Annotated in this window: 32 protein-coding genes; 10 read left to right on the top strand and 22 right to left on the bottom strand. The window is 58.9% G+C overall.

The genetic code is table 11. From position 1 onward, the window contains the following. Nucleotides 1–109 precede the first annotated feature (109 nt). Nucleotides 110–919 (top strand): M90 family metallopeptidase, encoded by an 810-nt coding sequence (locus ACR0AA_RS01385; RefSeq protein ID WP_480755296.1) that lies wholly within the window; start codon nucleotides 110–112, stop codon nucleotides 917–919. Nucleotides 920–981: 62 nt separating this feature from the next. Here ACR0AA_RS01385 and ACR0AA_RS01380 read toward each other — a convergent pair whose 3' ends face one another. Further along, entirely contained in the window at nucleotides 982–1,158 is a 177-nt protein-coding gene (locus ACR0AA_RS01380; RefSeq protein WP_480660782.1) for a hypothetical protein, read from the bottom strand. A gap of 98 nt (nucleotides 1,159–1,256) precedes the next feature. Further along, on the bottom strand, nucleotides 1,257–1,772 hold the full coding sequence (locus ACR0AA_RS01375) for a hypothetical protein (protein WP_480755295.1): 516 nt from the start codon (nucleotides 1,770–1,772) through the stop codon (nucleotides 1,257–1,259). A 314-nt stretch (nucleotides 1,773–2,086) separates the two neighbouring features. On the opposite strand from ACR0AA_RS01375, the gene aqpZ reads away from it, so the two are divergent. Next, nucleotides 2,087–2,773 carry an aquaporin Z gene (aqpZ, locus tag ACR0AA_RS01370; protein WP_480660785.1) on the top strand — a complete coding sequence of 229 codons (687 nt, stop codon included), beginning with the start codon at nucleotides 2,087–2,089 and terminating at the stop codon, nucleotides 2,771–2,773. 105 nt (nucleotides 2,774–2,878) lie between these two features. Beyond that, nucleotides 2,879–3,721 carry an alpha/beta fold hydrolase gene (locus ACR0AA_RS01365; protein WP_480755294.1) on the top strand — a complete coding sequence of 281 codons (843 nt, stop codon included), beginning with the start codon at nucleotides 2,879–2,881 and terminating at the stop codon, nucleotides 3,719–3,721. 39 nt (nucleotides 3,722–3,760) lie between these two features. On the opposite strand, the gene ACR0AA_RS01360 is transcribed toward ACR0AA_RS01365, so the two are convergent. Both ACR0AA_RS01360 and ACR0AA_RS01355 read right to left on the bottom strand, forming a co-directional pair. Further along, nucleotides 3,761–4,309 (bottom strand): peptidylprolyl isomerase, encoded by a 549-nt coding sequence (locus ACR0AA_RS01360; protein WP_480660789.1) that lies wholly within the window; start codon nucleotides 4,307–4,309, stop codon nucleotides 3,761–3,763. Next, nucleotides 4,302–4,808 carry a peptidylprolyl isomerase gene (locus tag ACR0AA_RS01355; protein ID WP_155151010.1) on the bottom strand — a complete coding sequence of 169 codons (507 nt, stop codon included), beginning with the start codon at nucleotides 4,806–4,808 and terminating at the stop codon, nucleotides 4,302–4,304. The genes ACR0AA_RS01360 and ACR0AA_RS01355 overlap by 8 nt, the downstream gene beginning before the upstream one ends. A gap of 136 nt (nucleotides 4,809–4,944) precedes the next feature. Here ACR0AA_RS01355 and ACR0AA_RS01350 point away from each other — a divergent pair, with 136 nt between their 5' ends. The 6 genes from ACR0AA_RS01350 to ACR0AA_RS01325 all read left to right on the top strand — a co-directional run bounded on the left by ACR0AA_RS01350 (nucleotide 4,945) and on the right by ACR0AA_RS01325 (nucleotide 10,854). Continuing rightward, nucleotides 4,945–6,135 (top strand): phosphoglycerate kinase, encoded by a 1,191-nt coding sequence (locus ACR0AA_RS01350; RefSeq protein ID WP_480755407.1) that lies wholly within the window; start codon nucleotides 4,945–4,947, stop codon nucleotides 6,133–6,135. 59 nt (nucleotides 6,136–6,194) lie between these two features. Next, nucleotides 6,195–6,539: a lysozyme inhibitor LprI family protein gene (locus ACR0AA_RS01345; protein WP_480755293.1), complete on the top strand. Its 345-nt coding sequence runs from the start codon at nucleotides 6,195–6,197 to the stop codon at nucleotides 6,537–6,539. A gap of 164 nt (nucleotides 6,540–6,703) precedes the next feature. Continuing rightward, a complete protein-coding gene (locus ACR0AA_RS01340; protein WP_480660793.1) occupies nucleotides 6,704–7,003 on the top strand; it encodes an FtsB family cell division protein in 300 nt (99 codons plus the stop codon). A 159-nt stretch (nucleotides 7,004–7,162) separates the two neighbouring features. Continuing rightward, on the top strand, nucleotides 7,163–8,152 hold the full coding sequence (gene pdhA / locus ACR0AA_RS01335) for a pyruvate dehydrogenase (acetyl-transferring) E1 component subunit alpha (protein ID WP_480660795.1): 990 nt from the start codon (nucleotides 7,163–7,165) through the stop codon (nucleotides 8,150–8,152). 15 nt (nucleotides 8,153–8,167) lie between these two features. Further along, a complete protein-coding gene (locus ACR0AA_RS01330; protein WP_480660797.1) occupies nucleotides 8,168–9,535 on the top strand; it encodes a pyruvate dehydrogenase complex E1 component subunit beta in 1,368 nt (455 codons plus the stop codon). Nucleotides 9,536–9,549: 14 nt separating this feature from the next. Beyond that, entirely contained in the window at nucleotides 9,550–10,854 is a 1,305-nt protein-coding gene (locus ACR0AA_RS01325) for a pyruvate dehydrogenase complex dihydrolipoamide acetyltransferase (protein ID WP_480660799.1), read from the top strand. A gap of 73 nt (nucleotides 10,855–10,927) precedes the next feature. On the opposite strand, the gene cysE is transcribed toward ACR0AA_RS01325, so the two are convergent. Then, nucleotides 10,928–11,737 carry a serine O-acetyltransferase gene (gene cysE, locus ACR0AA_RS01320; protein ID WP_480660801.1) on the bottom strand — a complete coding sequence of 270 codons (810 nt, stop codon included), beginning with the start codon at nucleotides 11,735–11,737 and terminating at the stop codon, nucleotides 10,928–10,930. 84 nt (nucleotides 11,738–11,821) lie between these two features. On the opposite strand from cysE, the gene ACR0AA_RS01315 reads away from it, so the two are divergent. Continuing rightward, a complete protein-coding gene (locus ACR0AA_RS01315) occupies nucleotides 11,822–12,160 on the top strand; it encodes a TraR/DksA family transcriptional regulator (protein ID WP_480660803.1) in 339 nt (112 codons plus the stop codon). On the opposite strand, the gene ACR0AA_RS01310 is transcribed toward ACR0AA_RS01315, so the two are convergent. The 17 genes from ACR0AA_RS01310 to ACR0AA_RS01230 form a co-directional block, all read right to left on the bottom strand. Continuing rightward, nucleotides 12,141–12,437, bottom strand: coding sequence for a DUF7742 family protein (locus tag ACR0AA_RS01310; RefSeq protein WP_480660805.1), 297 nt, complete (start codon nucleotides 12,435–12,437; stop codon nucleotides 12,141–12,143). The genes ACR0AA_RS01315 and ACR0AA_RS01310 overlap by 20 nt on opposite strands. Before the next feature lie 7 nt (nucleotides 12,438–12,444). Next, complete coding sequence (locus ACR0AA_RS01305) at nucleotides 12,445–16,413, bottom strand: baseplate multidomain protein megatron (RefSeq protein ID WP_480660807.1); 3,969 nt, start codon at nucleotides 16,411–16,413, stop codon at nucleotides 12,445–12,447. Further along, nucleotides 16,414–16,857 (bottom strand): NlpC/P60 family protein, encoded by a 444-nt coding sequence (locus tag ACR0AA_RS01300; RefSeq protein ID WP_480660809.1) that lies wholly within the window; start codon nucleotides 16,855–16,857, stop codon nucleotides 16,414–16,416. It abuts the gene before it with no gap. Further along, nucleotides 16,857–17,744, bottom strand: coding sequence for a DUF2163 domain-containing protein (locus ACR0AA_RS01295; RefSeq protein WP_480660811.1), 888 nt, complete (start codon nucleotides 17,742–17,744; stop codon nucleotides 16,857–16,859). The genes ACR0AA_RS01300 and ACR0AA_RS01295 overlap by 1 nt, the downstream gene beginning before the upstream one ends. After that, the gene (locus ACR0AA_RS01290) at nucleotides 17,741–18,376 is read right to left on the bottom strand and encodes a phage distal tail protein, Rcc01695 family (RefSeq protein WP_480755292.1); all 636 of its coding nucleotides are present in this window, start codon (nucleotides 18,374–18,376) and stop codon (nucleotides 17,741–17,743) included. The genes ACR0AA_RS01295 and ACR0AA_RS01290 overlap by 4 nt, the downstream gene beginning before the upstream one ends. 16 nt (nucleotides 18,377–18,392) lie before the next feature. Next, entirely contained in the window at nucleotides 18,393–19,055 is a 663-nt protein-coding gene (locus tag ACR0AA_RS01285) for a phage tail tape measure protein (protein ID WP_480755291.1), read from the bottom strand. Next, a complete protein-coding gene (locus ACR0AA_RS01280) occupies nucleotides 19,048–19,251 on the bottom strand; it encodes a rcc01693 family protein (RefSeq protein WP_480660817.1) in 204 nt (67 codons plus the stop codon). The genes ACR0AA_RS01285 and ACR0AA_RS01280 overlap by 8 nt, the downstream gene beginning before the upstream one ends. Beyond that, a complete protein-coding gene (locus ACR0AA_RS01275; protein ID WP_480660818.1) occupies nucleotides 19,248–19,568 on the bottom strand; it encodes a gene transfer agent family protein in 321 nt (106 codons plus the stop codon). Before ACR0AA_RS01275 ends, ACR0AA_RS01280 begins: the two co-directional genes overlap by 4 nt. A gap of 5 nt (nucleotides 19,569–19,573) precedes the next feature. Continuing rightward, nucleotides 19,574–19,987, bottom strand: coding sequence for a phage major tail protein, TP901-1 family (locus tag ACR0AA_RS01270; protein ID WP_239343675.1), 414 nt, complete (start codon nucleotides 19,985–19,987; stop codon nucleotides 19,574–19,576). Between the two features lie 20 nt (nucleotides 19,988–20,007). Further along, nucleotides 20,008–20,421: a DUF3168 domain-containing protein gene (locus ACR0AA_RS01265; protein ID WP_480755290.1), complete on the bottom strand. Its 414-nt coding sequence runs from the start codon at nucleotides 20,419–20,421 to the stop codon at nucleotides 20,008–20,010. After that, nucleotides 20,418–20,756 carry a phage head closure protein gene (locus ACR0AA_RS01260; RefSeq protein WP_480755289.1) on the bottom strand — a complete coding sequence of 113 codons (339 nt, stop codon included), beginning with the start codon at nucleotides 20,754–20,756 and terminating at the stop codon, nucleotides 20,418–20,420. Before ACR0AA_RS01260 ends, ACR0AA_RS01265 begins: the two co-directional genes overlap by 4 nt. After that, nucleotides 20,753–21,352 carry a head-tail connector protein gene (locus ACR0AA_RS01255; RefSeq protein ID WP_480755288.1) on the bottom strand — a complete coding sequence of 200 codons (600 nt, stop codon included), beginning with the start codon at nucleotides 21,350–21,352 and terminating at the stop codon, nucleotides 20,753–20,755. Before ACR0AA_RS01255 ends, ACR0AA_RS01260 begins: the two co-directional genes overlap by 4 nt. A gap of 169 nt (nucleotides 21,353–21,521) precedes the next feature. Next, nucleotides 21,522–22,700, bottom strand: coding sequence for a phage major capsid protein (locus tag ACR0AA_RS01250; protein ID WP_480660824.1), 1,179 nt, complete (start codon nucleotides 22,698–22,700; stop codon nucleotides 21,522–21,524). Between the two features lie 33 nt (nucleotides 22,701–22,733). Further along, nucleotides 22,734–23,279 (bottom strand): HK97 family phage prohead protease, encoded by a 546-nt coding sequence (locus ACR0AA_RS01245; protein WP_480755287.1) that lies wholly within the window; start codon nucleotides 23,277–23,279, stop codon nucleotides 22,734–22,736. 26 nt (nucleotides 23,280–23,305) lie between these two features. After that, a complete protein-coding gene (locus tag ACR0AA_RS01240; protein WP_480660828.1) occupies nucleotides 23,306–23,524 on the bottom strand; it encodes a GTA head formation protein, RCAP_rcc01685 family in 219 nt (72 codons plus the stop codon). Next, nucleotides 23,517–24,689, bottom strand: a complete 1,173-nt coding sequence (locus tag ACR0AA_RS01235) for a phage portal protein (RefSeq protein ID WP_480660830.1) — start codon at nucleotides 24,687–24,689, stop codon at nucleotides 23,517–23,519. Before ACR0AA_RS01235 ends, ACR0AA_RS01240 begins: the two co-directional genes overlap by 8 nt. Nucleotides 24,690–24,904: 215 nt before the next feature. After that, nucleotides 24,905–25,468: a hypothetical protein gene (locus ACR0AA_RS01230; RefSeq protein WP_480660832.1), complete on the bottom strand. Its 564-nt coding sequence runs from the start codon at nucleotides 25,466–25,468 to the stop codon at nucleotides 24,905–24,907. Nucleotides 25,469–25,530 lie beyond the last annotated feature (62 nt).

The raw sequence follows: 25,530 nt of genomic DNA, 5'->3' as shown, positions 1-25,530 counted from the left end.
CCCAGCTAAAGTTCTGAACGCCGCGGGGAGACCCGCGGCGTTTTTCATTAGTAGAGGAGGATTGGGTTTTCCGGTTCCAACCGGCGGGAGGGTCCCTATAGTGATCCCCATGCTGTTTTTCTTTATTGCGCTTGCGCTTATCGCCGGATTCTTTCTGTATCGCCAATGGTCCAAATCCCAGGCGCGGCAGCAGCTTCTGTCAACCCGGCTTACGGACCATCAACGCATGATCATCGAACAGCAGGTGCCGCTTATCCGTCGCCTACCTCTGGACCTGAGCGTCAAGCTGGATGGCAAAGTGAACCTGTTTCTGGATCAGGTGCGCTTCTATGGCTGCGACGGGCTCGAGGTCATTGAAGAGATGGAACTGGCCATCGCCACACAGGCTTGCCTGCTGATCGTCAACAGCGACCTCTGGTATGACAATCTCACGACCATCCTGATCTACCCGAACGCCTTCAAGTCGCGGCAGCGCCGACAGGAAGGGTACGTGGTCAGCGAAAAGGAAATCGTGCGAACCGGCGAAAGCTGGGACCGCGGGCCTGTCATCCTGTCCTGGACACACAGCAAGCTGGGTGCCTTGAACGACCATGACGGGCAGAATGTTGTTCTGCATGAATTCGCCCATCAGATCGACGATCTGTCCGGCGGCACCAACGGCGTTCCCATCCTGAGCGACGGCCAAAGCTTTGCCGAGTGGGAACGCGTCTTTCTGACCGCCTATGACGACCTTGTCCGCGCGGTAGAAAGCGGGCGGCACACCGTCATTGATGCTTACGGTGCGACGGGACATGAAGAGTTCTTTGCCGTCTCGGTCGAAGTTTTCTTTGAGAAGCCCCGAGCGCTAAAGGCCGAGGCGCCGGATGTGTACGAACAACTGTCCAAACTGTTCCGTCTGGACCCCGTCAGTTGGAATTAACGCGCCAGATTCAGCACTCTCTGACAGGATGAACGTGTCACCTGAAGAAACCGGTGGTACCCTCATCGCTTTTTCCAGCTCGAGACGGAGCGGACCCCGTTCCCATCCAGTGCTCTATTGGCAAGAATAAAGCGTTCGCGCACCAGATTGATTTCATCGTCTGAATACAGGCCGTCCCCATCTGAATCCGCGGCGCTGGCTGCCGCCCAAAGCGGTTCGGTGAACTCCGCAAAAGTCAAAACTGCATCCCCGTCTGTGTCAAACTCCTCCAGATACGGTACCGGTTTCGGCTGAGCCGTTTCCTCTGCCCCGGTATATCCGCCTTGCGGGTCATCAACTACGATTTCTCCGGTCGCCGGCCCCCCATGAGATCCCGGATATAAGCCGTTTGTTGTCCAAGTTTATCCTTAAACCGTTCCGTCGCCGCTTCGAACGTTGCACCTTGCTTGTATTCATGAGCGGCTGATTTCCAGGCGTCTTTGGACCAGAAGACCTCAAGCTCAGATTGCGTGACGACGCTGTCACGATCCGGATCATACCGCGCCGGTTCTTTGGTAACTGAAAACGAATATTTGTTTGAGACCACTCGCAAATAGTCAACGGAATCCGCATGAGACAGCACGATATCCGCGTTAGACATCAGCGCGAAAAAGTTCAAAGCAATTTGCCCACGTACTTCTTCGGTTGAGACCTCAGACTGCGGGAATGTCAAGACACTGCGGAAGGGCGCCCCAAGGAAGAAATCCAAGCCCGCGCTTTCTGCCTGTTGCTGAGCATAGGCCGGGATCGGCGCAGCAAGACTCAGAACAGCGCAGAGAGGCGCGCAACGCGTCAGTTGAAACTGTTTTGCCATTCTTTATTCTAATCTAGCTCAAAAAATTCCTTCAAACTCACTCCATCTCATGAAAAGCGCGGCGCCAAGCGCTGTTTTTTTTTCAGAAGAGTGACGCAAATCCGACAGCGTTCCTCTCGAAATCAGTCGGCATAGAGAAGGGCGAGTATTGAAGGGGATCGAGTCAAAACCCAAACCACCGGGGAACAAATCAACCACTGAGGTAGTTACCCAAAAGAAATACTTAAACAGAAAAAACGTCCCTCATTTTCAAGTATTTCAAAAATTGTGTTTATTGAATTAACCTTAAATCAGTGTTTTCTGGAGGATTTTTCATGTCATCAAAACTCATGGCCGAGTTCTTCGGCACGTTCTGGTTGGTGCTGGGCGGTTGCGGTAGCGCCGTTCTGGCGGCTGGCGTGGCCGATGTGGGCATCGGATGGTTGGGCGTTGCCTTCGCCTTTGGCTTGACCGTTCTGACAATGGCTTATGCGGTTGGGCATATCTCGGGCGGGCATTTCAACCCGGCGGTCAGCCTTGGGTTGATGATTGGCGGAAGGTTCCCAGCCAAGGATTTGCTGCCCTATTGGATCGCGCAGGTTATTGGAGCAATTGCAGCCGCAGCCGTCCTTTACCTGATTGTCAGTGGCGCGCCGGGGTTCGAAGGCGCCGGCAGTTTTGCGTCAAACGGGTACGGAGAGGCTTCGCCCGAAGGGTACTCACTGACGTCGGCCCTAGTGATCGAGATCGTGATGACCGCCTTCTTCATCATCATCATTCTGGGCGCGACGTCTGCGGGCGCACCGGCGGGCTTTGGGCCGATCGCCATCGGTCTTGGCCTGACACTGATCCACCTGATTTCGATCCCGGTGACAAACACATCCGTCAACCCGGCTCGGTCAACTGGTGTGGCCCTGTTTGCAGATGGGCCGGCGCTGGCACAGCTCTGGCTGTTCTGGGTCGCGCCTTTGATCGGTGGGGCTATCGGTGCCCTGATTTGGAAAGCAATGGGCGACGACTAAAAAAGGCGGCGGGGGATTTTCCCCCGCGGCTCACCTTCCTCAGCTATCATCTCCGGCAGAACCGCGCCGCCCACGTGGCGTATGGCCCCAAGCAGAGAGATGCTCATGTTTCGATTTATTACGGCAATTGCGGTCATTCTGACCTCAACGGCAGCGTTGGCGCAGGACGTCTGGTTGACAATTCCCGAACCACCTTCGATGCCCGAAGCGGTGACCGGCGGCACCGCCAGCGTCAATGGTGTCGACATGTATTACGCCACCTATGGCGCATCGGGGGGCACTCCTGTGCTTCTGATCCACGGCGGTCTGGCACATGGTGATATCTGGGCGGCGCAAGTGGCTGACCTTTCCACTGACCATAGCGTGATCGTCGCGGATACACGCGGACATGGCCGATCCACTAATGACGGCAGCACCTATTCTTACGACCTTCTGGCGCAGGATTATTTGGCGTTGCTGGATCACCTAGGCGTAGATCAGGTGCATCTGGTCGGGTGGTCGGACGGAGCTAATATTGGCTACACGATTTCGTCTACGGCGCCCGAACGTTTGGCCAGCCATTTTGCGCATGCGGGAAACGTCACCCTTGATGGCATCGATCCATCGGTGGAAACCAACGAGCTCTTCGGTGCTTACGTCGGTATGATGGCCGAAGATTATGCTGCCATGTCCCCCACTCCGGACGGGTTCGACGCGTTTCTGGGCGGTGTCGCGGCCATGTGGGCCACAGAAAAGCCCGGCGGGCTTGAAGGGCTGAACTCATTAACGGTTCCTACCCTTGTCGTGCAGAGCGAACATGATGAAGCGATCCTCACCGAACACTCTGAGGTAATTGCTGAGGCAATCCCCGATGCTGATCTTCTGATTATGAAAGACGTCAGCCATTTTGCGTCGTTCCAGGCGCCGGACGCATACACACAGGCGATAAGGGACTTTATCGTCCAATAAGGAAAAACCCGGCGCCTATGTCAGTGCCGGGTCTAATCATTATTCGGTCACAGTGACTTTTTTCATCACGTCCGGTTGGCCGATCACGGCGCCATTCTGACCCTCTCCTCGTTTGATCGCGTCGACCACATCCATTCCGTCGGTCACCTGACCAACAACTGTATATTGGCCGTTCAGGAACGGGCCGGGCTCAAACATGATGAAGAACTGCGAGTTGGCGCTGTTCGGATCCTGCGAACGGGCCATGCCAACCACGCCCCGGTCATATTCATAGTCCGAGAACTCGGCAGGCAGGTCGGGACGGTCCGAACCACCGGTGCCGGCGCGGCGCATGTCGCCACCCAAACGGCCATGCTCGACATCACCAGTCTGCGCCATGAAGCCATCGATAACGCGGTGGAACACCACGCCATCATACTTGCCTTCGTTGGCCAGAGCCGAGATTTGCTCGACATGCTTAGGGGCCAGGTCATCGAACAGATCGATGGTGACAGTGCCGTTGGCCCCTTCACCTTCAATCTCGATCTCCAGGCCCGTGGCCAGCGCAGGGCTGGCCAGAAGGGCAAATGCAGCGGCCAGTTTATACATCGGCTGCTACCTTGACGCTGATCATGCGATCAGGGCTCATCGGCGGCTCGCCACGTACAATGGCGTCCACATGTTCCATCCCGTCGATGACGCGGCCGTAAACAGTGTACTGACCGTTCAGGAAGTGGTTGTCCTTGAAGTTGATGAAGAACTGCGAGTTGGCCGAGTCCGGGTTCTGCGAACGGGCAGCACCCAGCGTGCCGCGGTCATGCGGCAGTTTCGAGAATTCCGCCGGAACGTTCGGAAGAGACGAACCACCGGTGCCCGCCATACGCAGGTTGAACCCGTCTTCCATATCGCCGTGCTGCACATCGCCGGTCTGTGCCATGAAGCCGTCGATCACACGGTGGAAAGCCACGTTGTCATATTCGCCAGCCCGTGCCAGTTCCTTCATCCGCGCGCTGTGCTGCGGTGCCACGTCCGGCAGCAGTTCGATGACGACGTTGCCGTCTTTAAGCTCGACGATGATTGTGTTTTCGGGATCCTTGATCTCGGCCATGAGGCCCTCCTGTCGTTTTATCTTGCGCAAATACCTATGCGCCGGACGCGGGAATGCCAAGTGACGCATTGACCTGAGGGCAAAATGCAGGAAAAGAACCGCCTAAATGGATTTCACTTTTGTCGAGGATTGCGCGATGGGCTGGAAAACACTGGACGACATGGACCTGAACGGCAAACGCGTGCTGGTGCGCGTGGATATCAACGTGCCGGTGGTCGACGGGGTGGTCACAGACGCCACGCGCATCGAGCGCATCGTACCAACCGTGAAGGACATTCTGGCGGCTGGCGGCAAACCCATCCTGTTGGCCCATTTCGGACGCCCGGGCGGTGAACGCCGCCAGAACCTGTCGCTGAAACAGCTTGTTCCGACGCTGGAAACCGCCTTTGGCACCAAGGTGCGTTTCGGCGATGACTGTGTTGGGATCGAGGCGGAAACCGCGGCGGCGAACCTGGGCGCTGGTGAAGTGCTTTTGCTGGAGAACACCCGCTTTCACGCTGCTGAGACCAAGAACAGCCCTGAACTGGCTGCGGGCATGGCTAAGATGGGTGACGTATATTGCAACGACGCATTTTCGGCCGCACACCGCGCACACAGCTCGACCGAGGCTCTGGCGCGCCTGCTGCCCGCCTGTGCGGGCCGTCTGATGCAGCAAGAGTTGAGCGCGCTGGAAGCCGCACTTGGCTCGCCGAAACGCCCCGTGACAGCCGTTGTGGGTGGAGCCAAAGTCTCGACCAAACTGGATCTGCTGGGCAACCTGATCGAAAAGGTAGATTACCTGATCATCGGCGGTGGGATGGCGAACACCTTCCTCGTCGCGCAGGGCGTGAACGTCGGCAAATCGCTGGCGGAAACGGCAATGAAAGACACAGCCGCTGAGATCATGGCCAAAGCTGAAACAACTGGTTGCCAAATCGTTCTCCCCCGCGATGTCGTCGTCGCCGAGAAGTTCGAAGCCCACGCGCCCAACCAGACTTTGCCAGCCGATCAGTGCCCGGATGACAGCATGATCCTGGACGCCGGCCCTGAAACCGTTGCGGCCATCACCAAGATTTTTGACAAAAGCCAGACGTTGATCTGGAACGGCCCGCTAGGCGCGTTCGAGATCGAACCGTTTGACGCGGCCACCAACGCAGCAGCGCTGGAAGCTGCGGAACTGACACGGTCCGGGCAACTGGTCTCTGTCGCCGGTGGCGGTGATACGGTGGCCGCGCTGAATGCATCCGGCGCTGCAAAGGACTTCTCATACATCTCGACGGCTGGTGGCGCATTCCTCGAGTGGATGGAAGGCAAAACGCTGCCCGGTGTCGCCGCACTGGATCAATAACCCCATTCTGGCTGGCAATCTGCATTCATGGTATTCTTCCGCAAACCGGGAGATGAGCCATGAAAGCCGTTGCCGTCCTTGCTGTCATCCTTCTGCCCACTGCCTCTGGCGCGCAATCCCATTGCGCTGGTCAAACTCAGATCGAGGCCACTTTCTGCGCCAAGGAGAAATGGGAAATCGCAGATAAAGAGCTGAACCGCCTCTGGAAAGAGATCAAACCAGCGGCGGATACGCGCGGTAGCGGTCAGGCTTTGTTGAACGAACAGCGCGCCTGGTTAAAACGCAGGGATGCAACCTGTGACCCCGAACTAAAAAGCGATGGCAGTGCAGCGCAGATGTTCTACTGGGCCTGCATGGAAGAACAGACCCTGAAACGAAATCAGGAACTGGCCGCTTGGCGGTGATGCGTTGCTTGCGCCGTCACAACCCGCAGAAGATCACATTTCTTCGTCGAATTGCAAAAAGTGCGAATCGAGGGATTCACAAGCCGAATCACCTGTGACATAGTGCTGACAGATGCTCGAAAAGGGCACGTTATTGAGGCAGACTTCATACGGCGGTAAACAGAGTGTCCCGTTCCCATCGGCCCGGTTTGGGCGCAGTTGTATTCTTCATGGTGGCTTTCATGCTTGGTGTTTATTTCACCTTCGCCGCTGTGCAGGGCGACTATGGCCTGTTCCGGCGGGTCGAGATCGCAGCGGAACGGGACGCCCTGTCGCGCGACTTGGCCAAGCTTGAGGCTGAGATCTCAGAGATGGAAAACCTGACGCGCCGCCTGTCGGACACCTATCTGGACCTCGACCTGTTGGATCAGCAGGCGCGTTCTGTGCTTGGTATGATCCGATCGGATGAAATCGTCATTCGCTGATCCCCTCCCCAAGACCTTCACAACCGGCAAACACTCAGAATCACGCTAAAATCTGCGCGGCGAAACGCTGCGTCACATTTCCACTCGCCAGAAAGCGCCAAATGCTTTATGAGATAGTTTAACGCTAAACTATCTTGCCTAGAGGGGGAGATCGCCACAATGGCTGCGCGAAAAACCACAAAGAAACCAAATGTTTCTGCGGAAGAACTTACCGAATATTACCGTGAGATGCTGCTGATCCGCCGATTCGAGGAAAAGGCCGGTCAGTTGTACGGCATGGGCTTGATTGGCGGTTTCTGCCACCTTTACATCGGTCAGGAAGCGGTTGTTGTCGGCCTCGAGGCTGCGGCCGAAGAAGGTGACAAGCGAATTACCTCCTATCGCGACCACGGTCACATGCTGGCTTGCGGCATGGACCCGGGCGGCGTGATGGCCGAACTGACCGGGCGCATCGGTGGCCTGTCCAAAGGTAAGGGCGGCTCGATGCACATGTTCTCGAAAGAGAAGCACTTCTATGGCGGTCACGGCATCGTCGGCGCGCAGGTTCCGCTGGGCGCGGGGTTGGCATTCGCTGACAAGTACAAGGAAAACGGTCGCGTGACCTTCACCTATTTCGGTGATGGTGCGGCGAACCAGGGCCAGGTCTATGAGACGTTCAACATGGCGGCTCTTTGGGCCCTGCCTGTTGTTTTCGTGATCGAGAATAACCAATACGCCATGGGCACCGCTCAGGCGCGATCGACCTCGACCAAGGACATCTACCACCGGGGCGAAGCCTTCGGCATCCCCGGTGAGATCGTCAATGGCATGGACGTGCTGGCCGTCAAGGAAGCCGGTGAGAAAGCCGTCGCGCACTGCCGCGCGGGCAAAGGCCCTTACATCCTGGAAATCAAGACTTACCGCTATCGCGGTCACTCGATGTCCGACCCGGCCAAGTACCGCACCCGAGAAGAGGTTCAGAAGGTCCGCGAGCAAAGCGATCCAATCGAACATGTACGCGAGCTGTTGCTGTCCGGCAAACATGCGACCGAGGATGACCTGAAGGCGATCGACAAAGAGATCAAGGAGATCGTGAACCAGGCCGCCGAATTCTCGAAAGAAAGCCCCGAGCCTTCCGTCGAAGAGCTCTGGACCGACATTTACGCCTGAGAGGACGACTAAGACATGGCAACCGAAATTCTCATGCCCGCCCTTTCGCCCACCATGGAAGAAGGCACGCTGGCCAAATGGCTGGTGAAGGAAGGCGACACCGTATCGTCCGGCGATATCATGGCCGAGATCGAAACAGACAAGGCGACGATGGAGTTCGAAGCCGTCGATGAAGGCATCGTCGGCAAGATCCTGATCGCCGAAGGCACCGAAGGGGTCAAGGTGAATACCCCCATCGCGGTGCTGGTCGAAGAAGGCGAAGACGCCTCAGCCATTCCCGCGGCTGCACCCGCATCCGCGGCGGTGGCCGAAGCCGCCCCCGTGGCGACAGAAGCCCCAGCCACAGCCGCTCCTGCTGCGCCCAAAGTGGATCTGTCGCCGGACTGGCCGGCAGATGCGCCGATGATCCAGCAGACTGTGCGCGAAGCACTTCGCGATGCGATGGCTGAAGAAATGCGCAGCGACGAAGATGTCTACCTGATGGGCGAAGAGGTTGCCGAATATCAAGGCGCCTACAAGATCAGCCAGGGTATGCTGGATGAGTTCGGCTCCAAGCGCGTCATCGATACTCCGATTACCGAGCACGGCTTTGCCGGGATCGCGGTTGGGTCCGCCTTTGGCGGTCTGAAGCCAATTGTCGAGTTCATGACCTTCAACTTCGCCATGCAGGCGATCGACCAAATCATCAACTCGGCCGCTAAGACGCTTTATATGTCCGGTGGTCAGATGGGATGCCCAATCGTGTTCCGTGGCCCCAACGGCGCCGCTGCGCGCGTGGCCGCCCAGCACAGCCAGGACTACGCGGCTTGGTACATGCAGATCCCCGGTCTGAAAGTGGTGATGCCCTATTCGGCAGCCGATGCCAAAGGCCTGCTGAAATCGGCGATTCGCGACCCCAACCCGGTCGTGTTCCTGGAGAACGAAATCCTCTACGGTCGCAGCTTTGACATGCCACAAGTGGATGACCTTACGGTCCCGCTGGGCAAGGCACGCATCTGGCGTGAAGGCTCGGACGTGACCATCGTCAGCTTCGGCATCGGTATGCAATATGCGCTGGAAGCCGCAGACAAGTTGGCCGAGGAAGGCATCAGCGCCGAAGTAATCGACCTGCGCACCATCCGCCCGATGGATACCGGTGCAATCATCAACTCGGTGATGAAAACCAACCGTCTGGTCACAGTCGAAGAAGGCTGGCCGCAGGGTTCGGTTGGCAGCTACATCTCATCGGTCGTGATGCAAGAGGCGTTCGACTATCTCGACGCACCGGTCATTAACTGCACCGGCAAGGATGTTCCGATGCCCTATGCCGCAAACCTCGAAAAACTGGCCCTGATCACCACCGATGAGGTGATCGCCGCCGTCAAACAAGTGACCTACCGGTAAGGAGCGAAAAACAGATGCCCACCGAAATTCTGATGCCCGCCCTTTCACCGACCATGGAGGAAGGCACGCTCGCCAAATGGCTGGTCAAAGAAGGTGACACCGTCTCCTCCGGCGACCTGCTGGCTGAGATCGAAACCGACAAGGCCACGATGGAGTTCGAGGCCGTTGACGAAGGAACCATTGGCAAAATCCTGATCCCCGAGGGCACCGAAGGGGTCAAGGTCAACACCGCCATCGCGGTATTGTTGGAAGATGGCGAAAGCGCAGATGATATCGCGACCACACCGGCTGCTGCTCCTGCGGCTGCACCCGCAGCCGCTGCGGGCAACGAGGCTGCCGCGCCAGCGGCACCCGAGGCGCCCGCCCCTGCCCCTGCAGCTCCGATCAAAGCGGATGGCGAACGTATCTTTGCCTCGCCACTGGCCCGCCGGATTGCAGCGCAAAAAGGCCTTGATCTGGCGCAGATCACCGGTTCGGGACCGCACGGGCGGATTGTGAAAGCCGACGTCGAAGGTGCAACTGCCACAGCTCCGGCTGCGGCACCCGCACCTGCTGCTGCAGCTCCTGCACCCGCCGCTCCGCCGGCTGGGCCGTCCGCGGATGCTGTTGCCCGGATGTATGAAGGTCGCGAGTACGAAGAGATCAAACTGGACGGGATGCGTAAGACCATTGCCGCGCGCTTGTCCGAAGCCAAACAGACCATCCCTCATTTCTACCTGCGCCGCGATATTAAGCTCGATGCGCTGCTCAAGTTCCGCAGTCAGCTGAACAAGCAGCTGGAAGGCCGTGGCGTCAAGCTGAGCGTCAACGACTTCATCATCAAGGCTGTCGCCAACGCGCTGCAACAGGTTCCGGCCTGCAACGCTGTTTGGGCTGGCGACCGGGTGCTGCAACTGAAACCTTCGGACGTGGCCGTCGCGGTCGCTATTGAAGGCGGTCTGTTCACGCCGGTCCTGCAGGATGCTGACACCAAATCCCTGTCCGCTCTGTCGACCGAGATGAAGGACCTCGCTGCCCGCGCCCGCGAGCGTAAGCTCGCCCCGCATGAATATCAGGGCGGCACTTTCGCGGTATCGAACCTCGGCATGTTCGGCATCGACAATTTTGACGCCATCGTGAACCCGCCGCACGCCGGTATTCTGGCGGTCGGAACGGGTGTCAAAAAACCGGTTGTCGGCGACGATGGAGAGTTGACCGTAGCGACTGTCATGTCGGTCACCATGTCCGTTGACCACAGGGTCATAGACGGAGCATTGGGTGCCGAATTGCTCAAAGCCATCGTGGAGAACCTGGAAAACCCGATGGTCATGCTGGCCTAACGCCTATCAATTCAAGCACAAAAAAAGCCGCCTCACTTTCATGAGGCGGCTTTTTTCGTTTTCAGGGGTCGGATTACTGATCCTTGCCCAGCATGTGGTCCATCGAGATCGACGGCTGATCACATCCAGCCTCGCCCACGATCTTCGCGGGAATTCCAGCTACGGTTTTGCAGGCAGGAACCTCTTGCAGGACAACAGAACCGGCCGCGATGCGGCTGCAATGGCCGACCACAATATTGCCCAGAACCTTTGCCCCTGCGCCGATCAGCACGCCGTCGCCAATGGTCGGGTGACGCTGTTCTTCTTCTTTGCCGGTCCCGCCAAGGGTCACCGAATGCAGCATCGAGACGTTATCGCCGACGACAGCCGTTTCACCGATCACGATCGAGTGCGCGTGGTCGATCATGATCCCTTTGCCGATACGGGCTGCAGGGTGGATATCGATCCCAAAAATCTCGGACGACCGCATCTGGAAGAAATAAGCCAGATCGTAACGTCCCTTGCGCCACAGCCAATGCGCAACCCGATAGGCTTGCATCGCCTGATATCCCTTGAAGTAAAGGATCGGCTGCAACAGTCGGTGGCAGGCAGGATCGCGTTCGTAGACAGCCATGAGATCCGCACGGGCGGCCTCGATTAGTAACGGATCGTTGGCATAGGCCTCGTCCACGATCTCGCGCAGCACCATCATGGACATTTCGTTCGAGCACAGCTTGGCCGACACCCGATACGAAAGCGCCCGTTCGAGGCTACGGTGGTGAAGAATACAGGCATGCACCAACCCACCCATCAATGGCTCTTTTTCAACGGCCGACTGAGCTTCGGTCGTGATACGATCCCAAACCGGATCGACAGGGGTCACGTGACTGCGCGTTTCCAACATGGTTTTTCTTCCTTTGCTGCGCCTAGAATGCCATTTAGTTGGAAAAACGCCAAACGCAAACCCGTGATCTGCAGGGTAACGAAAATGAATGAAACGCAGTTGGGCCAATTCAAAGCCAGGATACGCGCGCGGTTGGAGGAACTGAAAGACCAATCGGCGCTGGCAAATGAGTCTCAGTCGGTTGTTGAGTTAGACCAGCAGGCGGTTGGACGTCTGAGCCGAATGGACGCCCTGCAAAACCAGGCCATGGCAAAGGCGCAGCAGGCAAATCGGGATATTGAGGCACGCAGGTTATCGGCGGCACTGATCCGAATTGAGGACGGTGAATTCGGCTATTGCGAAGATTGCGGCGACGAGATCCCGGCTGGTCGCCTGAACCTGAATCTCGCCGCCAGCAAGTGCGTCACCTGCGCATCCGGGTAACGTGGAATTGAACCAGGCACCGCAGAACCAACTCAAAACACTGACAATATTGCAGATCGTCAAAATTCGGCTCCTCAGCCAGTTGCCAGTTGCGCGCCGACGCCATCAAAGAGCCATTTCCGAACAACGGATGAAGACGCCCGGTCTGGCCGACATGTGCGTCGGCCAGCTGGGCTTCGTTTATCATTCTGATGCAGAGCTGTTCACGGTCCGCGGGCGGCGCGTTAAGCAGAGCCCGCGCCGCAGCACTCACGTCACCGTGCAGAACAGGACGCATGATTGCCTCAGCCGACCGAAAGGCGTGCAGCCGGGCCGGGCCCGTAACTGGCCGAGACCTGCGCTACTTCAGCCTCATAAGCTCCGGTGGCTCCATCCGCGGCTTTCATTGCGGTCGTATAGAGCCATCTTGGCTGCGCTGAGACATATTCGCGCGTGATCGCGCCGTTAACCCGGATTTTCACCAGATAGGATTCGGTCTCTTCGCCCAGAGGAACGTCCAACCCGGCCCAGTCGTCGCCGTCCACCCGAGTCCGGCGTATCCACGACAGCTCGTCGCCGGTACCGGTCGACGTAATCTTGAGGTGCGCTGGCGCATAGGGTCGCAATCCATTGCCGTCGAATGCATGAACCTGATGGACATAGGACGGATCGTCATATCCTCGGGTCCCGGGGCCAATTCGATAATGCTTGGCCACGCGCCTTTCCGACCGCAGCAACCCGGTTTGAAAGACCCGTTCGTCCAACAGCACAAAGGTTGAACCGTCGGGCCAGACATCCGGCATGGCGGCATCCGTTCCTAACTGCCCACGCAAACGACCGGACAGAGTGTAGATCCCCTGATCCTGAAGTTCGGCATTGGCGAACTGGAAAAGCTCCCAGTTTCCCGGGGTTCCGTCTCCGATTGCCGCCAGGTTGGCCCCGTTCAGCAAAGCGTCCCTCGGACGGGATTCCAGCAAGCCGGCGACCAAACGGACGCGCAGTGGTACCCCATCGTCCCAGACACCAACGCTGGCCCGTCGCATGGGCGTTTCAGTGAACCCGATGACAGCCTGACCCGAGATGACCTCTTGCAGGGCATAATCCTCGTCGTTTGCTGCCGAGTACACCGCCGCGCTTCCGGGCCAGGGGTCTGCGGATACTGCAATGTACGGCGCATGCGGTACTTCGGAACCGGTCAGCAGAGGCAGATCCATAAACACCGGCAGAACCGGGACCGGAGCAACAAAAGGCTTTGCGGACACCTTGTCGTCGGGCAAATCCGACGGCGCATAAATTCCCGGCTCAATCCTGACGGCATCTGCCAACTGCATTTCGGCCTGTTCAAGACGGTCGATCCGAAAACGCGCGCCCCGCCCCCCCTCGGTCAGGCTGATGACATCCCCCGCACCGATGTGTCCCAAGGAGGGCGGCAGGGCAAAGCGTACGGTTTCGCGGGACACCCGCGCCTCGCTCAGCCACCGTTCTGCCGTCTGCCGTCCTTCAGAACGTGTCATGGACAGGGGCATTTCGTTGACCGAAACAGAATGCGTGCGCGTGTCCGGCAATACCGCCTCTTCCGCCACGATTTCATGGTCCGCATCCGACTGCACAAAACGAAGACGAACTCGGCCTGTCATTTCAGCTTCGGCTTCCCGGCGATGCTCGATACCACCTTCAATGTCGGAATTGATGGCGAGCCGTTCCTGATCCAACGCAATCGCGCGCTGGCCATTGCGCATTTGAAACCGCAACACGCCGTCACGTTCGATCGCGTCAAACCCATAGCGCAGCATAAGTGGTTGCAAGGCCGATCGTGCGTCGGACACCTGCTCAAGTGCATAGCCCCTCACAACCCCATATAGGCGCGACGTGTCGATGTCGGTCACTCCGGCCCCGTGGCAAATCTCCGTCACAACCGACGCCAACGTGCGCGAACCTGACCGGCCGTTCAGCCAGTGACCGCGCGGATAGTTTTCACCATCGCTCCACTGGCTTTGCAGGTTCGGAAAGATTGGATACGGTCGCGCGTCCCAGGCCCAGACATAGGCGTTTGACAGATCGATCATGCGACCACCATAGGCCTCTGAAGTCGGGTTGTTTCTAGAGTCGGACCAATAGCCCAGAATTGCTTTCAGATATTGCACCTGCATGAAGTCGTCACGCAGGCCGTTCGAGTAGCGCGGCAGCTTGGATTCCGAGGACTTCGGATCAAGAAATTTGTTGGGCTGGTTGGTGCCTTTGTCGACGGCGGCACAGCCGAGTTCCGTGAACCAGATTGGTTTCGAGCCCGGCACCCAAGCCGTGCGATTTTCCTGCCGCACCCCTCCAATCCGCTCGTGATGGGGTTGCGACCACCAGTTGCGCAAATCCTTGTATCGCCAGATCCAAGCCTCGTCATGGGCCTTGTCTTCGATCGGAGACCGGATCTGTGCCTTGGCTTCCTCGGGCGAGGCATAGTACCAATCGTAGCCCTCTCCGCCTTCGACATTGCTGCGCAGGTAATCAAGGTTGTAAATCGCGTCCACTCCCGCCTTGGTGTCGACGTGATCCTCGCCGTCGCGCCAGTCGGACAGGGGCATGTAATTGTCGATCCCGACGAAGTTGATGTTGTCGTCGGCCCACAGCGGATCAAGGTGGAAATACCGGTCGTTTCCCGCGTCAGCGGGCTTATAGCCAAAATACTCGCTCCAGTCGGCGGCGTAGCCAATTTTGGTATCCGCCCCAAGAATTTCCCTCACTTCAGCCGCTAGAATCCGCATCTGCGCCACGGCAGGAAACCCGGTCGCGCCCCTGACTTGCGTCAGCCCGCGCATCTCCGAGGCGATACAGAAGGACGTCACGCCACCTGCAGCCTTACAAAGCGCCGCATAGTGAAGAATGAACCGGAACAGGCCCCACTCCTGCGGGCCGCTGTAGGTCACGATCCCATCGCCAACGGAAAAATCGCTCGCCCGGGCCTGGCCAAAGAACTGCGCAACCTGCGCGTCGGCCTCGGTGGTCTTGTCCGGGGACCCCGTGCGCCCCGGTGCTTCGCTGAGCGTGATGCGCCCCCGCCACGGCAGATGCGGCTGACTGGTGGCATCCGACCACGGGTCGGGTAAGCCGTTGTTGCGCAATTGGTCCATCAGGATGAATGGATAGAACATCACCCGTTTACCTGAGCTTTTCAGATGTCGGATCGCCTCAATCACAGATGCATCTGCAGGCGTCGCTCCGTAGACTGGGCGGTCGTTTTCAATCTGAACGACTTGCGCCGCAGCGCGAGAGACACCCGACACGCTCCAGGGCATGTTTTCGCCATCAAATTCCTTATGCAGAACCTTTGGCTGAACCTTGCAATGTCCGCATCGCAGATCGTCGCCGAACCAGGAAACGACCAGCGAAACCGCATCGCAGGCCGGCATTTCCGCGTTCAACGCCTGCGTTGAGGTAACCAGATCAGAAACACCAGAGGCGGAATGCACATTCGCAGCCCAGCTTTGCCCCTGCCCCTTGGAATAGTTCACCTGAGAACTGGCCAGCGAATACTCCCCCGTTCCCGGGATCATCGCTACACCGCGAACGATCCGGGAAACGGCGTCAGGCGTATCCGGCAGCCCGGGCTGTTCCTGCCGAACCACTTCGAAGGAAAACTGTGGAACCCGGTTTCCGAAGGAGGCCAGATGAAAGTCCTCAATAACTACATAAGCCGTGCCCCGATACGCCGGAACCTGGCCGGTGCCCTCAACGGACTCGATTAGTGGGTCCGGCAACTGGTCATTGGTGCCTTTGTAGACGCGCATGTTCAGCCCGGCACGCTCCAACTCCTCACCATCGGCCCAGATACGCGCGACGTCGGAAATCTGCCCGGCGCCAACCGCGATGGCCAGCGAGATCGAATAGCTGTAAGTATGCGTGGTCGTGGTTGTTGTGGTCGAGCTTGGACGTCGCGACCCTTTCCCGCCACGAGTGGACTGTGTTGTCGTGCTGGTGCTGCGGGTTTCCAGAAAGTCAGAGGCCCAGATCACCTGACCGCCGACGCGCATTCGCCCGAATACAGTTGTGACCGGAGCACCCTCTCCGGTTTCAGTCAGGCGGAAGCGATCGAGTCGCCCGGTTTCAACAACTTCGCTGCCGCCCCCCATCACCGATTGGCTCATCAACCGCTGGTCGATGACCCGACCGAGAGTGGCCCCGACCGCGCGGCCGATGATCGCCGTGGAAAGGCCCGCGACAGTGCCACCGATCGAGCCACCAATGGCAGCCCCGGCTGCCGAAAGAACAATCGTAGCCATTTACTTGACCTCCAGCGGAAATGCGAAACATGCGACAACCCGGCGACGCCAAGGCTCACTCAGCGCGTTTTCAACAACGCCATGCCCGGAATATGCGTGAATGAACCGAGGCACCGCCCCGGTTTCACTGACAATGCTCACATGCTTGGCGACGCTACCGTCTCGCATGCGAAACAACAGCACGTCCCCAGGTGCCAGTTCTTCAGGCGCTTTGGACGTCAGATGACGGCAGGCAGCGGCCCACATACGCTCCTCTCCCTGCGGCTCCGACCAATCCATGCTGTAGTTCGGAACGGCCTCCGGTTCGGCCCCATAAAGCGCGCGCCAGATACCACGCAGCAATCCAAGACAGTCCGCCCCCGCGCCTTTTACGGATGCTTGATGCACATAGGGCGTACCCAACCAACTGCGTGCTTCTGCAACTATGTCTTGCCGGCCTGACATCATCGCCTGCTGCCCCCTTTGTTCGGTTTGTCTTTCTTCGGCACAGCCATTACCCAGTCTTCGCCTGGCAAGTCCGGAAAACCTTGAAAATTGATAAGGTTGTTGAATTTCTTCCGGCAGGTCTCCATGCGCTTGTCGCAGCCGGCGGTCAGCCTGACGCGATCTCCGACGGTCAACCCGCCACTGATCCCGGACCACAACGTCACATTGCGCCCGCCCGAGATACGCTCATCCTGTTTGACAGACGCCCAAAGCCCAGCCGCCGTGCCAGAAATCACATCTAACCGGCCTCGTTCGAACCATGCCGTATCCGACGCCTCGGCCCCTTTCAGTTGCAATACGCTGCCCGCGGTCAGGCTGACGATCTCAGCTTCCGCCTGAAACCCGGGCGCAACCACGTTAAACCGGCAGGCGGCGTCAGCCAGAACTGCGGTACATGGCTTTTGGTAGATGCGGCCCAGAGGCCGGTTCAGCAGATCCGTCAGTCCGCGCAATTCGGCATGAAACGCCCCACCGCCGCGACGCATCTCACCGATCGAGCCCCGAAATTGCAGGACTCGCTGCTCGGGCGCGGCCCAGTTTACCAGCCAGGCGCGAACCTGTGCTCCGTCAAACCGACCTGCTTCGATGTCATCTTCTTTGATCGCCGCATCGGACAGCGCGCCCATTGCCTCAGAGTTGTCGATGGACAGCCCGGTGGCCTGTTCAATCGCTGCCGCCGTCAATCCGGTGCTGGCTTTGAACGTCAGCCCGTCAAAGCGCAACTCCATATCGTGATCGGTAAAACCGTAAACCTGCCCATCCGTTCGCCCGATTGCCCAGCACCGGCAAGTTGTCGTTATGCCACTTTGCAGATGTGCTTGCAGCGCCTGACTATCACCACTCATCTGACACGTACCTCGACCACCGGAACATTTGGCACGTCGCCTGCATGAAAGCTGGCCACGCTGGTCTGAATCTTGTCCGTGTCGAAACGAACGGGCACATCAAACTCAAAACCTGCCGTGATATCGACATCCTCTGGTGGAGCGATCGTGAACATGACCCGGCCGCGTGCCAGATCGACCTCGAAATCCACGCCTTCGCGCATTTCATCCTGCTCAAGTCCAAGCTTGACGGTTCCCAGCACCGGTTTGATGATCGGGCGGACGTATTTAAACCCACCAGAGCTGTAGGTTTTTACCAATTGGAATTCGGTCGTCTTGCCATCGCCCTGCGCAATCACTTGATCGGCCTTATCCACTTCGGCCGTTGCTGCGCCGGATTTGAAATCCGACCAGTCCTTCCACCGGAACCCAAACATCTGCCCCTGTCGCGCCTCAAAAAACGAGATCAGCGTTTCTATATCGTCCAGCGAGCGCATCCCAAGCCCGGCATCATATCGCCGCCGAGAATGCGCCCAGGGTGTGTTGCGTTCCTCGAACCCGTTGGCCAGCGCCACGATATCCGTGCGCCGCTCGGGGCCACCCACCGAACCAAAGCTCAGGCTGGCGGGAAATCTCACCTCGTGGAAATTCATGACATTCTCCCTCGTGTTACCTGTTGCGATTGCCGCGCCCCAACGCGCGGCTCATCTGGGCCGCGATCTGGCTCTGACTTCGGCGGAAGCCTTGCACGTCCGGGGTCGTTATATTCATGACGACGTTAACAGCACGCCCGCCACCCGAGTTGCGAACGCCCAGCTTGCCGTCCGGACCACGGGCCAGAGGCATGATCGCTTCGGGCCCAGCCTCGCCCATCAACCCGGTGGCGCCGCGCATCGGAAACATGGTCGGACCGCTCACAACGCCGCCATTGGCAAAAGGCATCACCCGCCCCTGCGAAAAGCTGCCGCCATCAGCGAATGGCAAAAGACCCTGCACCAGACCGCCTACCGTACCCGCTAACATCCCGCCAAAATGGTCCGTTACTGGCTTGATCGCCGCCGAGTAAGCCGTTCGGATCATCGAGTTCTTCAGTACATCCAGGGCATCCGACAAATTCATGCCATCCAAAACCACTCCATCGAGAGCCTTGCGCAAACCGCTGGACATACCGCGTTCCAGCGTGGCGACATCCTTACCGGTTTCTTCAAACGCCGCGCTGATCCGCTTCATCTGTCCGTCAAAGGCCGCCGCCATTGACGCCGCATCGCTCAGCGAGTCGCCTAGCGCTTCGCCGCGCTCCTGCAGGTCCTCCAGACCTTCACGCTCAGTCATCACGCTCTCCTATTGTTTTGTCCGGGTAGGCCGCCAAAAGCGCGTCCAACCCCGCCCGGTTCATCGAGGGCATCCCTGCGCCCTGCCCAAGCATCAGTCGCAGTTCAGCCGGTGTCAGACGCCAGAACTGATCCGGCGCCAGACAGAGACCGGTCATCCCGGCGCGCATCAGGGCGGGCCAGTCAAAGCCACTCATGCCTGACCGGGGACCATGAAGGCGCGCGCCAGCAACTCGGCGGCTGCCCGCGCACCGGCCATCGGGCCGCCCTCGATCTCGGCGCTCAGCAGGTCGGCGCGGTTCACATCAGCGCCGCCACCACGCAACCCGGCCACGATCAATGCCAATACATCGCCGCTGGAATAGGCCCCGCCTTCGAACCGTTGCACCAGTTCTACCAGGGAACTTGTGCCCAGTTCCTGCTCCAACTCCGCCAATGCACCCAGCGTCAGCTTGAGTACTCGCTGCTCTCCATCGATGGCCAAAGCCACCTCGCCCGTCCACGGATTGGCCATCGGATTTACAGTGCCGTGAAGGTCAGAGCACCGGCGCTTGCCAGGCTCATTTCATAGGTCGCCTCACCATTGTGCGAACCGGCGTACTCGATACCGGTCACCTGAAACGGCCCCTCGACGATACCGAAATCGGGGATGATTACCTGAAAACCCGGCGTCTCTCCGTCAAAGAACAATTGCCGCGCGCGTTCATCCGTGCCCGCATCCTTGAACACGCCCGAGCCGGAAATCGACGCCGATTTGACACCCGCCCCCGACAGCAGCTCGCGCCAGCCGCCCTGGCTTTCCAGACTTGTGACATCCACGCTTTCCGCGTTGAAACTGACCCGCGTAGCGCGCAGCCCCGCGATGGTTTCGAACAGGCCTGAGCCGTTCATATCCACTTTGACCAACAGGTCCTTGCCGTTCTGGGCACCCATATGCTCTCTCCGTTGATTAATTAATCGTCTTCCACGCGGGCGCGGAATCTCAGGTCGATCTGGCGGATCGCTCCTCCGGTCCCGGTGCGCCGCGCCGAGGCGCGCTCGAACCACAGCCCCACCAGGCGTCCGCGATCGAGACTGGGCGTAGCACCATCCAGCGCGTCACACACCGCGCCTGCCAGCGCTTTGGCAGCCCCAAATCCCGCGGCTTCGGAAACAACCGAAACTGAAAACCGGTGCACTGCGCCTACGCCCGACCTGTCAGAAGCATCACGCACGTCTTCCGGCCCCAGGGTCACGTAGGTCTGTGGCACAGAGCCAGCTGGCACCGCGTCGTAAATTGCGCCTCCCGACAAGGCACTGACCTGCTTATCCTCTGAAATCTGCTTGAACACCGCCGCCTGCAGGGCGGCCGAGACACCATAGCTCATGCGGCCACCTCCTCATCCGCGAAACAGGTCAGGTACTGGCCACTCGAGTCACGCTCGGCGACGGCGCGGATGACAAAGCGGCGCGTGCCCTCTGCAAAGCGCTGATCCGGCGATGGTCGCATGGTCGATCCTGTGGGGGCACCTCGGACCACGATGCGATAGCCAACCCGCGATACGGGAATGCCTGCCACATGCCGCTCAGAACCGCTGCGTGCGGTCACCTCGGCCCATACAGTGCCCAGCGTCGCCCAGGTCTCGGTGTATCCACCTGACCCATCCGCAACGCGCACCGGCGCTTCCAGCACAAGCTTTCGATTCAGTCGCGGCTTCTTCATTGCATCACTCCAGCGCCAAACCGAACCGTGCGATAACGCTGGATCAGGCTGGTGACGCCAAAGGGCATACATCCCGCACCCAGAGCAGTCTCATCGCGGTATTCGTAGTAATGCGCAGCCAGCAGTAGAACCGCCTGCCCCAGATCAGCAGGCAACCCGCCCCAGTCCACAGCCATTCCTGCAGTGAAGACGATCTTCACCGATCCACCGGTCCTGATCGCTGGCAATACCGATCCCACAGGCCGCAGCCGAGGACGCTGACTGTCGTGTTCCAGCCGATACGTCGAGGTTTTCGCCGCAGTTTCGGCTCCAGCGGCGTCCGTCAGCGTCACCGCATCAACGTAGCCCACCGGCGCCACCGGCAGAACCTCACCCGCCGGATCACGCCAGCCATTCACGCTCCACGAGAAATCCCGCTCTATCAACACTTTGCCGGTGCGCGCCTCTATCGCTGCAATCGCCGCGCGCAGAAATCCCTTCAACACCTCGTCCTGCACACTGCCTTCGGCAAACCCTGTGCCCAGCCGCAGGTGCGCCTTGAACTGATCCACCGGCAACGCCGCATCCGCGATGGCGGTTTCTTCGATCAACATCATCTATTCACTCCGCAATCTCGGACCCCTCCGGGGCCACTTGAGGAAAATGACGGGCACGTGCCGCCCCACGTTGCTCGGACGGAGGGGAGCAGCTAGACAACGCAGGGGATCTCACCCCGGCCCGTACCCGCCGCCCGAGGGGCGCAAAGCCCCCCGGATCCGTCACCGTTTAGGCGGTGCCGAATTTCACCAATTTGATCGCGGCAAAGTCGCTCACGTCGCCGCCAACACGTTTGGTTGCGTAGAACAGGACATGAGGCTTGGCGCTGAAGGGATCGCGCAGAACGCGGAGATCAGGACGCTCGGCGATGGTGTAGCCCGCCTGGAAGTCCCCAAAAGCAATCGAGAAACTGTCGGTGCCGGCGTCCGGCATATCCTCGGCAATCAGCACCGGATAGCCCATCAGGCGTGCAGGCTCACCCGCGGCCAAACCGTCCGACCACAGGAAGCGGCCGTCACTGTCCTTCAGCTTGCGGATCAGGCCGGCGGTCTTCGAGTTCATCACGAATGTCCCGTTGACGCGGTACTGCGCGCCCAGCGCGTAGACCACATCGACAATCGCGTCCGCGTCGATGCCGCCCGCCGTGCCGGTCGGGACATAACCGATATTGCCCCAGGTCCAGACATCATTGTCGACCTTGCCGTGGTCCAAAATGCCCTTCGGCTTTTCCGAGCCATCGCCGCTAATGAACGCCGCCGCCTCGGCACGGGCGAACTTGTCTGCGATCCGCCCGGCCAGCCAGCCTTCGACATCAAATGCGCTGTCATCCAACAACCGCTGCGAAGCCTTGGGCAGCGCGCTCAGCTCGTGCAGCGCGATGGAAATTCGGTCAATCGAAGGCGTCGCTGTTTCGGTCGCGGCCGAGGTCTCATCCGCCCAACCCGCACCTACATCGGTATGGTCGATCAGCACATCAAACGAGTTCGCCTCGACATTCACCACTGATGCAATCGAGCGGATCGAAGCAGTGGATTTCAGCACGGATTTGATCATCTCGGCAGTCTGCGGATCAACCAGATACCCGCCGTCGCTGTTGACTGCACCGGAAAGCGATTTGGCCTCCATTTCCAGCCCGCGCAGCCCATCATCGTCACCCGAACGCACATAAGCGTCAAAGGCCTTCTGGTGCGGTGCGCCGTCTTCGATCGAGGTCGAAAGGTGCGGACGCGCCGCGATGGTTGATTTACGATCCAGCATAGTCAGTCGCTCTTCTGTCTGTTGCAGTTTAGTATTAACTTCAGCCTTCAGGCCCCTAAATTCATTCACGAAGCCAGCCATCGCCTGCTTCACCTCCTGAACCAGGGGCGCACCCTCTACGGTCAAGGCCGGGGTATCGGTCTTGCTCATCAGCACTTCCTTTTTGGGTGGGTTTGAGGCGCGCTAGATTCGCGCCAGCTCCTGCCGGGCGTGATCGAACACCTCGGCAATACTGCGCCAGGTGTTATCGGCCTCGGGGTCCGCCCCCTTCGCCGCAACCCGCGCACTGGAAAGCATCGGAAAGGTCACCAAAGACACCTCCCACAGCTCCAGTTCGGTCAAGAGCCGCTGGCCCTTTTCATTCTTCACGGCACGCTTGGTGCGGTAACCAATCGACAACCCGTCAATTGCGCCGGCTCGGATCAGTTCCGCAGCCTCACGACCTTGCTGTGTGCTCTCCAGCAGCCGGCCCTTGACCCACAGACCGCGCTCATCCTCGCGCACCTCATCCCAGACACCGATGGGTTGTGCCGGATCATGTTGCCACAGCATCTTGACTCGCTGACCAACCGCTTTCAGACCTTCCAGCGATCCGCGATAGGCCCCTTTCTGCACCACATCACTGCCATGGTCGACCTGACCGAACAGACTGGCATAGCCTTCTATCACCGCGTCTTCGGATACGGACAGCCCGTCACCAAGCCGCGCAAACTTGTGCTCTAAGTCCATAAACTTCTCCATGTAACCCGCTGAACTCATGGTGTTACCGTAAGAAATGATTGAAACGCCTGCGCCAAAATCACTGCGGCCACACCGTAGACCGTCAACCATAGTCGCCGCTCCAGCCGCTCCATCATCTCTTCGATCTGATCCAACCGTCGGCACAGATGCGCATGCTGAATCTCGGCCACCCTCTCATGCGCGGCCAGACGCAGGCCCGGCGCGCATTCGAACGGCGGATACCCTTCAGCCATCCGCGTTATCTGCCAGCGCTGGCAGCCCAAGCAACGAACGCTTTTCAGCCTCTGTCAGGAATTCTGCCTGGCTGACCCGCGCCCATTGCGCGTCGCGTTCGGCGGCCAGTGCAGGCACCTGATCCAGATCGGGCTTCAGAACCATCTCTTCACCTGTGAAACCCGAAAGCCATTCGGACACCGCCGCCGCCACCCGCGTCACCAGGGGCAGAACGGTCAGGCGATAGAACGCCCGGTTGGCCTCCTGATAGTTCGAATAAGTCGCATCGCCTTGTATCCCCAGCAGCATCGGTGGGACCCCAAAGGCCAGCGCGATCTCGCGGGCGGCGGCTTCCTTGGTCTTTTGAAACTCCATGTCCGAGGGCGAGAAACCCATCGGCTTCCAATCCAATCCCCCTTCCAGAACCATTGGCCGCCCGGCATTACGTGCACCGCGATAGTTCTGCTCGATCTCATCTGACAGGCGGCGGAACTGGTCCTCGGCCATCACGCCATGCCCGTCACCGCCCTTCCAAACCAGCGCTCCCGAAGGCCGCGCCGCATTGTCCAGCAGCGATTTCGACCACCGGGACGCGCTGTTATGCACGTCAATCGCCATCGCCGCCGCCTGCATGGGCGAGAATCCGTAATGGTCATCCTGGGGGTGGAACGATTTGATATGGCAGATGTTTTCCGCCGCGAACCGGTGCTTCTTTCCACCCACCGCGTAATCATAGGCCTTGGGCCAACCATCCGCCCCCGGCACCACACTCATCCGGTCCGAGCGCAACACGTGCAGCTCAACCGGCAACCCTTCATCGGCCTGCACAGCCTCGACATAGGCATTTCCCGACAGCAGCAACTGCCCGAACAGAGCTTCCATCAACTCCGCCCGCCCCTGCGCCGCATTCGGACGACGCATCAGCGACAGGATCGGATGAGTATCATACCGCTGCGCCTGATCCTGCAACACCAGAGGCAGAGCCGCCGCCGCCTCAGCAATCAGTTTGACCGAGCGAAACCCCACCGGGTTCCCGGAAAACCCCGTCCGCGTCAGCGACACCGCATCCCTAGGGCTCCACGCCACGCGCCCGCCCGTCTGCCACGCTACCACAGGCCCCGCCGCGCTCGCCTTCGCCTCGGGTGCCGCCTCAGCCGATCCACGACGCAAGAAATCGAATACCATCTGTGCTCCTTTCTGCCGCCGCTCTGCCCGGCTTGTTGAAAGGAGTTATGACAGAAAGAAGTTTAGCGCTTGGGAACGGGGCGTACGGGGGGTGGGCAACACGTCAGAGAAAAAATTCTGCGATAGGCGGACGTTCGGAGGGCGACCCCAACTCGACAAAAACCGGGCGCTCTTTCAAAGATACAGCTACTCAATTTCATTCTGTTCGTTAGATACTACATCCAATATGGCGTTATAACGGTATCATGGGGATCGTAGACCACAGCTGTTTCATCAAACACTTTCCAAGGCGTATTCGGCTTACGCCCGGGCTGACCGCTTAGAAGAATTTTCGGCTCAAAGTCTCTTGCATCGGTCTCATTAACAATAGAGTACTTTCTTGCAGATAACTCTGCTCGAGAAAAATCACCTCTCCGAAGTCGATCAATAGCTAAATTGAAGGCATCCCGTTCGCGGTCAGGCCCATCAGAGTCAGGCGCATATCTATATTGCCCACTACCAGAGTAAACCGGGTAGACCTTTCCGCCATTTCTCTCCGTATTCCAACCAAATACCTCTAACAAAAGCATTGCAGTCGCCCTATCCACTTCTGGCTGCTCTATCACCCATATAGCGAGCGGATACACCACGCCTGTGTCAGGGTTCATTTGCGTTAAGCATAAGTGCCAGAGGTCTGGGTCCCGTTCTTTGCGAAAAAGTTCCAACAGGGCATCGCTACCTTCGGCTTCAAAGCCGATAGGAAGACCTGACAGCGAGGGAGTAGTAGAAGCAGCGGTCACAATTCGCTCCTATGCATGAAAAACCTTTGAGCATTTGCAACTTATTCGAGAACACAGTCAAT

The sequence above is a fragment of the Ruegeria sp. CE8 genome (genome assembly GCF_056537465.1).
This window is presented reverse-complemented; position numbering and strand designations above follow the sequence as displayed.